Annotated in this window: 4 protein-coding genes; all 4 read left to right on the top strand. The window is 67.3% G+C overall.

From position 1 onward, the window contains the following. Positions 1 to 91: 91 nt before the first annotated feature. On the top strand, positions 92 to 796 hold the full coding sequence (locus ICW40_RS16500; RefSeq protein ID WP_221655104.1) for a nucleotidyltransferase domain-containing protein: 705 nt from the start codon (positions 92 to 94) through the stop codon (positions 794 to 796). 151 nt (positions 797 to 947) lie between these two features. Next, positions 948 to 1,277, top strand: a complete 330-nt coding sequence (locus ICW40_RS16495) for a hypothetical protein (RefSeq protein ID WP_221655103.1) — start codon at positions 948 to 950, stop codon at positions 1,275 to 1,277. A 141-nt stretch (positions 1,278 to 1,418) separates the two neighbouring features. After that, complete coding sequence (locus ICW40_RS16490) at positions 1,419 to 1,847, top strand: hypothetical protein (protein ID WP_221655102.1); 429 nt, start codon at positions 1,419 to 1,421, stop codon at positions 1,845 to 1,847. Positions 1,848 to 2,025: 178 nt separating this feature from the next. Then, positions 2,026 to 2,424, top strand: a complete 399-nt coding sequence (locus ICW40_RS16485; RefSeq protein ID WP_221655101.1) for a DUF4279 domain-containing protein — start codon at positions 2,026 to 2,028, stop codon at positions 2,422 to 2,424. Positions 2,425 to 2,490 lie beyond the last annotated feature (66 nt).

Raw genomic sequence — 2,490 nt, 5'->3', positions numbered from 1 at the left:
AGGTCAATGACACAAGTAGCCGATGACCGTGCTTCGCGGGAATGCACGATCGCGACCGGCTGCCGACCCGGCCGGTCCCTACGCTGACGCCGTGACCATCGACGGCCGCATGACGGAACTGGCGCGCTCCTTCGTCGCGGGGACCTTCCCCGATGCGCACGGTGTCGTCCTCGCGGGAAGCATCGCCGCTGGGAACGACACCGCGACGAGTGACCTTGACCTCTTGCTCATCGGGCCTGGCGTCATGTTCGAGACGGGGAGGACCAGTCTCGCGGCCATGTACGAACATGCTGGGCGTCTTGTCGAGGTGTTCGCTTACACGCCGGACGCGTTCCGCGCCTGGGCGGCGCGCGAAGTCGCCCACCACCGACCCGTGATCTTGACAATGATCACCGAGGGCGCGGTGCTGCGATCGAGCCCAGAGCTCACGACGCTTCGGCAGTGGGCCGCGCACACCCTCGCTTCTGGTCCTGCGATCGACAAGCACTCACTCGACCTTCGTCGCTACCTCGTGAGCAGCGTGCTTGATGACCTGAGCGATGCCACCGACGCCGGCGAGCGTGCGCTCCTTCTAGCGAACGCCTTCTCGTCGCTCGCCGAGCTTGTGCTCCTGGCGGACGGCTGCTGGCTGGGGTCAGGCAAGTGGCTGGTGCGCCGACTGCGGCAGTGGGACGACGCGCGGGCACAGTCGCTGATCGAGACGCTCGTCAGCGGCGATGCCGTTTCCTTCGTCAGACAGGCGGACGAGCTGCTCGCACCTATGGGCGGCCGGTTGCAAGCGGGGATGACCCGGTGAGCGTGCCTGAGAGGTCCACAGTGACCGCACGGTCATGCCGCTGACCGAATGCCCGGAGTTCAACGAGGGCTCGAGCGGTGTGAGCACGGTGGATGGGGTCGCAGCCGCGGAGCGTGACAATCCGGGGCGGCCGACCGACCATGCTTGCTCCATGAGCGTCTCCACGACTGTGTCGATCGAGCAGCTACGGGCGGCCATCGACCGGGTGCTCGATGACGTAGCCGATAAGCACGGCCCCGTCGTCGACTTGGGCGCCGACTACTACTACGTCATGCCAGCCGCAACGACGTATGACGTCGGCACCACACCTGATCCGACGTCGTTCACCATCGGAAGCCTCGTCGACGACGTCGAGCTGGTCGACGAGCTAGCGCCGTCACCGACCGACCAGATGCCCGAGCGGCGCGACCTAGTCATATGGCACGACCTTGCCCACCTGACCGGGATCTTCCAGCGTCTCGCCGCACTCGATCTGCCTTGAGGCAAGCCTCGCAGCGGATGCCCTGCCGCCGGGTCGACCGGTTCCCAACGACCGGACGGTGTTGCCGCTGACCGATCCGAAATCGCGCGCTCGGTACCGACGCGCAGCTTCCGTGACAACAGCCGCTCCTACGCTCGGGCTATGGCAGGCGAGAGGACCTACGCGTTCGGCGTGCTGCTCCGGCTCACGACGACGGCTGGAGGTGGTCGACAGACTCCGATCCTCCGCGGGAGCGATCGCGGAGCGCGGTGGGCGTACCGACCCAACTGGGGTCTGCCGCAGATGACGGCTCCCGAGCAGACGGGCGCGCCGGTCCTCGCCTTCTCGAAAGACAAGGTCTTTCCGGGCGACGAGGTCCGCGCCGTGATCGTGCCGCCCTTCCCCCAGATGGTGGCCGCATGGAGCTGCGTCGCCATCGGTGACGAGCTGCCGATGTACGAGGGGCTACGCACCTGCGGGCACGGCCGGGTGCTGTGGCGCCGCGACACGGTGCTTCCCATTCCCGACCATGACCGCGAACGGTTCGTCGCTTGGGCACTGAATCCGACCATGCCGATGGCGCCGGACTGACCCGCGCACCACGCCGAACGAGCCGCAGAGCACGGCCCGTCTCGCTCGCCAGCACGCTGGCGACCGCACGGTCATGCCGCTGACCGGTACGCCCGCAAGATTGCGGTCACGCCCAGGACTGTGCTGCGCGACCGGACGGACGTGCTAGGTCAGCGTCATACTCGGTCGCGTGCGCACGATGGCTACGTTCCGTCTCTACGGCCCTGGTCCACTGTCCGTGACGCTCGCCGAGGTGCTCGAGTCCACGCCGGCTCCCGCACCGAGGACCGATCACCGAGCCGCGAGGCTGGGCGAGCAAGCGCTGGACCGGCGGTGGTCAGTGTGCTCCTCGGCGTCCGGCGTCGCAGAAGAGGTCGAGCTCCAAGAAGCGTTAGGCCGAGTTCTCGACCGACTAGAGCCGCACGCTGCCGAACTCTGGCGGCTCGTCGACGACGGCTACTGGGCCAACTGGTCTTGCTACGTCGGATCTCACGCCACAGAGCACACGGTAGAGATGGGGCGGCCGCTCATGGGTCGCATCCTGCAGCTACCCGGCGACCTGTGGCTCGACGTCTACGACGACTACCCGGACGAGTAGCTGCGGCGGCGCTACGTATGCCCAGGGGTCCAGTGGGACTGCTGCAAGGTCGGTTGACACTGGGTG

This window comes from Actinotalea ferrariae, assembly GCF_019733465.1.
Lineage (GTDB): Bacteria > Actinomycetota > Actinomycetes > Actinomycetales > Cellulomonadaceae > Actinotalea > Actinotalea ferrariae_A.
The sequence above is the reverse complement of the archived record's forward strand: the minus strand, read 5'-3'. Positions and strand labels throughout refer to the sequence as shown.

Bases quoted from the DNA above. Each gene is read 5' to 3' on its own strand.
- ICW40_RS16495 (WP_221655103.1), top strand. From the start codon at position 948: ATGAGCGTCTCCACGACTGTGTCGATCGAGCAGCTACGGGCGGCCATC.
- ICW40_RS16490 (WP_221655102.1), top strand. From the start codon at position 1,419: ATGGCAGGCGAGAGGACCTACGCGTTCGGCGTGCTGCTCCGGCTCACG.
- ICW40_RS16485 (WP_221655101.1), top strand. From the start codon at position 2,026: ATGGCTACGTTCCGTCTCTACGGCCCTGGTCCACTGTCCGTGACGCTC.